The following is an 8,811-nucleotide window of genomic DNA, read 5'->3' as shown; positions in this document are numbered from 1 at the left end:
GTATTTCCATCAATCCAGGTATAACTATCACAGGCGGTTATTACATCGGTTCCCGTATTACTGTAATGCATGGTTAAATTAATTGTAATAATACTATCACATCCAACAGCATTAGGGATGGTATCATAATAAGTTCCACTTGTGGTATAAGTTTCATCTCCACTTGGAACCGTGTATGTATCACATGCAGTCGGGCTTATGGTAGCATAGCTATTGCAAGTATAAACCTGAACCTGGCCTGTTGTATAAGCCCCGCCACCATCGTTTCCATAAGCGCCCATAGCAACTTTAGAGCCAATTGAGTTTATGCTTACAGAATAGCCCAGCCAATCAGCTGCTACATCACCATTAATGTCATTGCCTATTTGCGTCCATGTATCTGACTGATTTTTATAAATCTGTACATATCCGGCATCAGTTCCTGAATTATCATTCCAATAAGCACCAATAGCTAAAGTAGAACCATCATTATTTAAATTTACTGAGCAACCAAAACGGTCTTTTATTGTTTCTCCATTAATCGTATTACCTACCTGTGTCCATGTACCTGATCGGTTTTCATAAATTCGTACATATCCTGCGGTAGTACTGGTATTATAATGCCCAGGACCACCAATAGCTACAATAGAACCATCGGAGTTTAAACTTACAGACCAGCCAAACCAATAATTTGAGCCTTTGCCATTAATGTCGTTACCTATTTGAGTCCATGTTCCGGATAGGTTTTCATAGATACGTACATGTCCTGCATTACCTCCACTATCATCATCTCCATAGCCACCAATTGCCACAATTGAGCCATCGTCGCTTAAACTAACTGAACAACCAAAATAATCATGGGCTCCATCGCCGTTAATATCGCTTCCAATTTGTGTCCAGGTACCTGACTGGTTTTCATAGACCCGTACCTGTCCATTTGTAGTATATTCTCCTATACCTCCTATGGCTACCATTGAACCATCAGCACTTAAACTTACAGACCAACCCGAATGGTTTCCTGCTACACCATCTATATCATTCCCTATTTGTGTCCAGGTTCCTGACTGATTTTCATAGATACGTACATGACCACAACCGGTTCCATTACCGTCATTATACGGGGCACCAATAGCTAGTATAGAACCATCGGCACTTAGACTTAGCGAATAACCGGATTGATCATCTGCAGCCTCACCATCAATATTATTTCCTATCTGTGTCCAGGTGCCCGATTGGTCTTCATAAACAGTAACGGTTCCAGCTTTATTGCCTGCATTACCATTCCAACAGGCGCCCATAGCTAGTACAGAACCATCGGCACTTAAACTAACAGACCATCCTAATCGATTATATTCTTCCTCACCATAAATATCATTGCCTATTTGTGTCCAGGTTTGCGCGTTCGTATTTATTGATATTATAATAAATAATAAAATAAAAGCTACAAATTTCTTTTTCATAATCTTTACATATTTCATTTCCAATCCCTATATCTGATATCTTTTTACTATTTGGTTTTCATAGGATAATTAAAAATTTAACCCCTCAATCTATTTTAAAAATTGTGAGTGCAAAGTTGAAAAACCATTGTGTATAAACCTTGAATTTTGGGTTAACGAGAGGTAACAAAAAAAATAAGCGAGGTTAACAAAAGGTAACCTCGAAAAAGAAAATGTAAGTATGTTTTACTTTAAATTTGGGATAGAAAGGTTGTAAGATTCAATGTTTTATCAACTTCCAGTTTTTTACGTAACCTTGAGCGGCCCGCTTTTACACTTTCAGTTGTTTGAAAAGTTGCAGCAGCTATATCTTTGGAGTTCATTCCTAACCGCAAAAAGGTAGCTAACCTTAGTTCCGTATGTGATAAATTTGGATATTTTCGGGTAAGGTTCTGTTGAAATCCTGAGTGAACTCTTTGAAAATAAATTTCGAACTGGTGCCAGGAATCTTCTCTTACTTTAGAATCGACCTCAGTATCCTATGCGCAATATTCAATAAACTAATGGATTTCCCCCTTGGCGAAGGGGAACGGTTTGTGGTTTTTTATAACTATTTAAGAATTAGGAGGATTGCTTTTTAGTTAGATAGAAGGTTATTACATTCTTCGATATGTATACACAAAGCTTCAATATGTATACGTGAGTGATTTTCAGAGCCTCTACATTTGCATTATTAACTATAAAAACCTGTTGTCATGTTTGGAAAAGCAATTTCTGATTTAATGATTAAACCCGGAAAATCACCGGTTTTTGAAACACCAGAAAAGTATGGTTTAGATTACGATAACGTCACCTTTGAAGCTAAGGATGGCGTGTCCTTGTCTGGTTGGTTGGTGAAGGGGAAGACTGACAAGGTAATTATTCAGTCGCACTTTGGCGTTCAATGTTCCCGATGTGGATTTACCCAGGAAGGAAAGGGTATAATGAAAAATGCCCTTTGGACAAGTGATATTCACTTTCTAAATCAGGCAAAATACCTTGTTGAAGCTGGTTATTCGGTGCTTATGTATGATTTGCGTAACCATGGTAACAGCGAACAAGGAAGAACACCGTGGGTTACCTGGGGTCTTGAAGAACGATTAGATGTATTGGCTGCTGTCGATTTTATTTCCAACCATCAGGTTTATAAATCAGCATCCATCGGATTATTGAGTATTTGCATGGGTTCTTCATCCAGCATATTTGCTTATGGCATGGAAGCTGAGTTTAAGAAGAATGAGAAGGTAAAAACAATGATTGCCGTTCAGCCCTTAACGTACGACTACTTTGTAAAAGCTATGGGTTTACCGCCATTCCTAGTTAATAGTGGTAATAAATACAGTCTGAAAAAAAGAAGTGTTGACCTAACCGGCGATTCGTTCTTACCTTATGCCAAAGATATTACAATACCAACACTGGTTATACAAAACGAAAACGATCCTATGACTAATTTAGATATGGTCAAAGGTTTCTACAACAACATTATTGTTGAGAAAGAACTATTGATGCTGACACTGGAAAAAAAGCGCGGAGCAGCTTACGACTGGATCGGAAAGAACCCGGACAAAATCTTGAAATGGTTTGACACATACATGAAGTAAGTAAAGAAAACTCTACTAATCAACACCCTGAGAAATGATTTAATAAACATCATAATCAAAAAACACAATCATGAGTAAAACAATATTAATAACAGGAGCCAGTACTGGCATTGGACGTGCAACTGCACTATTTTTCCAGGAAAAAGGATGGAATGTAATAGCCACCATGCGTACACCTGAAAAGGAAGAAGAATTAACAAAACTGGATAATGTCTGGGTAGCTAAACTGGATGTAACTGATCTTTCCACAATTAACGAAACTGTACGCCATGGAATCGAGAAATTTGGCAGGATCGACGTGTTGGTTAACAATGCAGGTTATGGTGCATATGGACCTTTAGAAACATTTCCAAGAGAAAATATCGTTCGCCAATTCAACACCAATGTTATTGGCTTGCTGGATGTAACCAAAGCCGTACTGCCTCATTTCAGAGCTAATAAAAATGGAGTGGTAATCAATATCTCCTCTGTCGGCGGCAAATTAACTTTCCCTTTTGGCGCATTATACCATGGAACCAAATTTGCTGTGGAAGGCATCACAGAATCGTTGGTATATGAATTAGAAAAGATCGGCGTTAAAGCTAAAATTGTGGAACCTGGTACAATTGTCACTGACTTTGCTGGCCGCTCTTTTGATTTTCAAATGGATAAGAGTATAAAGGAGTATAAAGATATGGGTGACACTTTAATGCAAGCAATTGCTGCCGTGCAACAAGATACCAACCGAGCTTCACAACCTGTTGATGTTGCAGAAGTCATTTATCAGGCAGCAACAGATGGTACTAGCACCATTCGCTACACAGCAGGTAAAGATGCAGATATGTTCCTAGCATCACGACAAGGTGTTAGTGATGAAGATTTTATTGCCGGCGTAAAACAACAGTTTGGATTTTAGTATGTAAATTGTGTTGGGTGTTGAATAACTCAACTTCAGCATCCAACATGTGAAATATGATTAGTATATGGAACTAATGACCATTCTTAAATCAAAGTGGTTTCTTTTTGCGGGAATACCACTTATTATTTTATTTATACTTGCACTAACCGGACGAAAATCGGTACATGCCGAAATAACCATCAATGCTAAACCACAACAGGTTTGGAATGTTTTAATGGATATCGAATCTTATCCGGATTGGAACTCCGTTCTTGTTCCGATCAATGGTGAATTTGCTGAAAGAACTACCGTTGGGTATATGTTTTACCAGGATGAAAATACAGAAAGCTTAATTCCATCAAAGGTGAAAAAAATGATTGATAATCAATTATTGAACCAGGGTGGTGGCATGATTGGAATTTTAACCTACAATCATAAATATCTTCTGCAAGTTGTACCGGAAGGAACTAAAATTATAATCCATGAAGACTATAAAGGTATAGGTGTTCATTTTTGGAATCCTGCGCCTGTGGAGAAAGCTTATAAACGATTGTGTTCACAGATCAAACAAAGAGTTGAAACTTTAAATGAGTAATGCAATGAAGAAAGATATCATCGAAATAAAGAGTATTACTCAAATTCACGATGCTATTGGCTGTTCCAAACCCAAACATCCTTTAGTAACAGTACTCCCAATGGATAAACTATCTTCCTATGATTATGGTGATTTTACTTATGTAATGGATGTTTACCAGGTGAGTTTAAAAACCGGGATTTCCGGTTCAATTATATATGGCCGCAACTCATATGACTTTCAGGAAGGGACGATGGTTTTCTCTAAGCCAAACCAATCAATGAAATACAGCAAGAATGAACCAACAGGCAACGAAAGTGGATGGAGCTTATTTTTTCATCCTGATTTAATACGTAAATCAGAACTGAGCAAAACAATTGATCAATACTCTTTCTTTTCATACGATGCCAATGAAGCATTGCATTTATCGGAGGAGGAACGAGATAGTTTAACCGAACTTGTTACAAAGATCGAGAAAGAATACTCACAAAACATTGATCAACACAGTCATGAACTGATAATTGCCAACATTGAATTGATTCTTAAATACTGTGCACGTTATTATGATCGTCAATTTTATACCAGAACCAACATTAATAAAGATGCTTTTTCTCAATTTGAGAATTTATTGAAAGACTATTACGACTCTAACAAGCCATTGGAAATAGGTGTACCAACAGTTAGATATTGCGCACAGGAGTTGAACATGTCTGGTCATTACCTGAGTGATATGCTACGCAAAGAAACAGGAAAAAGTGCTCAGGAGCATATCTATACTTTCTTAATAAATAAAGCAAAAACAGTATTATTGGGTACAGACGAAACCGTTAGTCAGGTAGCTTATGAATTAGGGTTTGAGTATCCCCAACACTTTAGCAAATTGTTTAAATCAAAAACCGGCATGAGCCCTAATCAATACCGTGAATTAAGCTAGGCTATTTCTTAGTATTCGACTAATGGTTCACTATGATGTTATTGATAAGTTGCGCTTCATTACTAAAACGATTAATTTATAATGCTAATTATTAATCTACATGGTATGAAAACATTGACTTACTCAATTACAATCAATAAGCCTCAGGATTTTGTATTTTACAAGCTTATGGATAAGTCAGCATATCCTGCCTGGTCTAAGGCATGGGGCGAAGGAATAACCTATGAGGGAGAATGGAAGAAAGGCGGTTATATGTCGTACTTTGATAATACTCAGGGTGGAACCAAAGTAATATTTGAAGAATTGAAACCTTGTGAATACATAAGAGCCAAACACATTGCAATGGTAGATCCGCAGAATATTGAAGTTGAATTAAAAGACGAAATGATGCAAAAATGGATTGGTTCATTGGAGGAATATTGTTTTCATAAGGAGAGTGATGATATAACAAAACTTGAAATCATTATGACCGTCGATGAAACATTTCAAAAAATGTTTGATGACACCTGGCCCAAAGCATTGGGATATTTTAAAGAAGTATGTGAATCATAGCAAAGAAAAAACAAAGTCAAAATATTAAACGAAAGCACAACTAATGTATGGTGAATACCATTCTGGATTAGCACCATATTAGAAGCCGTAAACAAATAGATCACCTACCGCTAAAATATTGGCCCCTTAAAAATGAGTTTGCCAATAGAAAATGTCAGATCGGTCTTGTATACTAATACGTAAACGTAGTAAAGTTCATTTAAGAGATTTTTTTATTTTTGGCAAGAATGTATGCTTTTTGATTTTTCTCTGAGCTTCATTCGGGCAAACAATACCTATCAACTTATCCATAGCTTTAACAAACTGAAAATGCACAATATCAGAAAACTTTATTTGCATAAAACTATTTGATAATGCTTTATTTGATAGCCATTCAATCTTTCTTAAGCGGAATAGTATTTTTATTTCGGAGACCTCGTCATCTTTCGAACTTGATGTTAGCACTATTCTTCTTTCTACTCACCTTAAATTTTGTTGGATTTATTATCCCCGGAGGAATTAAACAATACATTATAATTGGCTATTTGCCCTTTGTTTTTTTACTAGGTCCGACCATATATTTTTATGTGTATAGCTTAATAAGTGAAGATTTCCATTTAAAATATAAACATTTGATTCATTTAATCCCATTTGTCTTAGTTAGCATACTTCGCATGTTTATTTGGGAGGAAGAAATATTGATAAAAGAATCATTAGAACTTAAAAACAACATTCTTTTAAGTATTATAATATATGGCAGACTGATTCATATATTTACGTATGTTGTTGTGGTTTTTATTAAACTCATCAAACACAAAAAGAAACTTGAACATCACTTTGCTTCAAAATCTGTAAAGCTAACCTTAAGCTGGGTAGTATTTATTTTGGTGGTACTATTATTAAGTTATAGTATTGAGACATTTGCACCTTCTATAAAAACAATATATAGGTCAACTGATGAACTGTTTTTTTGGTTTGCTCATTTTAACATGGGCATGTTGGGTTTTTTAATTTTAGTTTTTGGCCTGCAACAACCAATTCTCTTTCCTAAGGAACAGAAATCTTCCACCAGCATTACGAAAGTTAATAAAGTTGAAAAATACACCAATTCAACACTTACACATGAGCTAATGGTGGAAATATCAGAAATGATTAGTGTCTATTTAAGTGAAAATAAACCTTTTTTAAACCCTGAATATAATCTGGACATAATGTCCAACGATATAAACATATCTAAACCACGTATCTCACAAACCATTAACGAAATCAATAAAAAAAACTTTTACCAGTTAATTAATGAATACCGGGTTGAGGAATTTAAACATCTGCTAACAGACACAAATAAACAGCACATTACTTTATTAGGACTGGCTTATGAAGCCGGATTTAATTCAAAGGCATCCTTTAACCGGGTCTTTAAAGAATCCACTGGCTATAGCCCTTCTGCTTACAAGAAGCAACTACAATAACTACCTCTCAAGGCTACTTTTTTTCGTCTCAATAAATTCTTTGAGACGTCTTATTCCGTTTTTATCACTCAGTGAGGCGCTTTTAAATCGACTTGGTTTTAATATTGAAGTCCAAGTTTAACATGCAATTAAACTTCATTTAAACAGCATGTGATAAAAATTAAAAGCTATGAAAAAATCAAATTTGAAAAGTGTATCTAAACTATTATTGATTTGTGCATTAATAATAGGTAATTCAGTTTATTTAAGTGCACAAAGTGAGACGGATTCATTAACAATTAAGAAGCAGGAAGGAAAAAAGGTACACTTTGTAGCATTTCCATCCTATGATTACAGACCTGTATTGGAACATTCGATTGCGCTGCTTGGTAAAGGTATTTTTACTCTCAAGAATAACAGCATGTTGGTATCAAGCTTAACAGGAGTAAAATCATTAAATAATCCTTCCTATCTTATTCAATTTAACAACGATTACTATTTATCTAAATGGCGTTTTAATTTAAATGTGATCACTGCCAGACAGGTTAATAAAATGGCTGCCTCGGAGATTGGAATGCCGGTTCCCGGCCAATTTACGATTGATAACTTTGTTGGCTCATATCAGTTACTTGCTAAGCGCAAATTAAGCGAGGGATTATATATTGGATTTGGGTATGAAATAGTAGATGTTACGACGGATTTGGAACTTTCCGGATTAGGTGTTCCCGGCGTAGAGGATGTTGAAATGAAAACCTTTCTTTCACAACCGGAAATTATTGCTGAATTTGACTCAAGAGATGATGTAGTTTACCCAACAAACGGATTTTATGTCACAGCACAATCCAACCTGATTTCTGATGCATTTGGTTCAAAAATAGAGAATCTTGGTGCAACCGGGATAGTTGAAGAGGAGGACTTCTTTTACACCCGCAATTTTATTAAAGCAAGTTACTTCCGTTCATTATCCGGGGACTGGAGGTCAGTTCTGGCATCCAGAGTTCAAATCAGAGCCGCTACCGGAGATATTCCAGTTGGTTTATGGGAAAATGTGAATAGCTATATCAGGGGATATACAGAAGGGAACTTCACTGGAAAACAACTGTATCACCTTGATGTTGAGTGGAGAAAATACTTAACTGATCGTTTTGGTTTTGTAGCGTTTGGTACTGCCGGTTTTGTTGGTGAAGACATCGGACATGCCTTTTCTTCGGATCGTTTTGTTCCGTCAGGCGGGCTGGGTCTAAGAGTCCAAGTATTAAAATCTAAAAAAGTAGCCTTTAGGATTGATCATGCCTGGGGTAGAGACGGTGAAAGTTCTATCTACTTTGGTCTATCCGAATACTTTTAATTTTAAAAAGGTTGAGTTCTCATTCTCAACGGATCAGTCAA

Annotated in this window: 8 protein-coding genes; 7 read left to right on the top strand and 1 reads right to left on the bottom strand. The window is 36.1% G+C overall.

All coding sequences use genetic code 11. The features are described 5' to 3' along the window. Positions 1-1,439 (bottom strand): WD40 repeat domain-containing protein (locus AC4MRQ_RS02415; protein WP_491196041.1); only part of this gene is annotated, 1,439 nt, incomplete at its 3' end. A 734-nt stretch (positions 1,440-2,173) separates the two neighbouring features. Between AC4MRQ_RS02415 and AC4MRQ_RS02410 the strand changes: the two genes are divergently transcribed. The 7 genes from AC4MRQ_RS02410 to AC4MRQ_RS02380 all read left to right on the top strand — a co-directional run bounded on the left by AC4MRQ_RS02410 (position 2,174) and on the right by AC4MRQ_RS02380 (position 8,770). Beyond that, a complete protein-coding gene (locus AC4MRQ_RS02410; RefSeq protein ID WP_491196040.1) occupies positions 2,174-3,058 on the top strand; it encodes an alpha/beta hydrolase in 885 nt (294 codons plus the stop codon). Between the two features lie 70 nt (positions 3,059-3,128). Then, positions 3,129-3,953 (top strand): SDR family oxidoreductase, encoded by an 825-nt coding sequence (locus AC4MRQ_RS02405; protein ID WP_491196039.1) that lies wholly within the window; start codon positions 3,129-3,131, stop codon positions 3,951-3,953. A 67-nt stretch (positions 3,954-4,020) separates the two neighbouring features. Then, positions 4,021-4,530: an SRPBCC family protein gene (locus AC4MRQ_RS02400; RefSeq protein ID WP_491196038.1), complete on the top strand. Its 510-nt coding sequence runs from the start codon at positions 4,021-4,023 to the stop codon at positions 4,528-4,530. Between the two features lie 4 nt (positions 4,531-4,534). Continuing rightward, positions 4,535-5,443 (top strand): helix-turn-helix domain-containing protein, encoded by a 909-nt coding sequence (locus AC4MRQ_RS02395; protein WP_491196037.1) that lies wholly within the window; start codon positions 4,535-4,537, stop codon positions 5,441-5,443. A 105-nt stretch (positions 5,444-5,548) separates the two neighbouring features. Continuing rightward, positions 5,549-5,995, top strand: a complete 447-nt coding sequence (locus AC4MRQ_RS02390; RefSeq protein ID WP_491196036.1) for a hypothetical protein — start codon at positions 5,549-5,551, stop codon at positions 5,993-5,995. Positions 5,996-6,606: 611 nt separating this feature from the next. Continuing rightward, entirely contained in the window at positions 6,607-7,443 is an 837-nt protein-coding gene (locus AC4MRQ_RS02385; protein ID WP_491196035.1) for a helix-turn-helix domain-containing protein, read from the top strand. Positions 7,444-7,612: 169 nt separating this feature from the next. Then, positions 7,613-8,770 (top strand): BamA/TamA family outer membrane protein, encoded by a 1,158-nt coding sequence (locus AC4MRQ_RS02380; protein WP_491196034.1) that lies wholly within the window; start codon positions 7,613-7,615, stop codon positions 8,768-8,770. The last annotated feature ends 41 nt before the right edge of the window (positions 8,771-8,811 follow it).

The organism is Carboxylicivirga sp. (genome assembly GCF_982718395.1).
The sequence above is the reverse complement of the archived record's forward strand: the minus strand, read 5'-3'. Positions and strand labels throughout refer to the sequence as shown.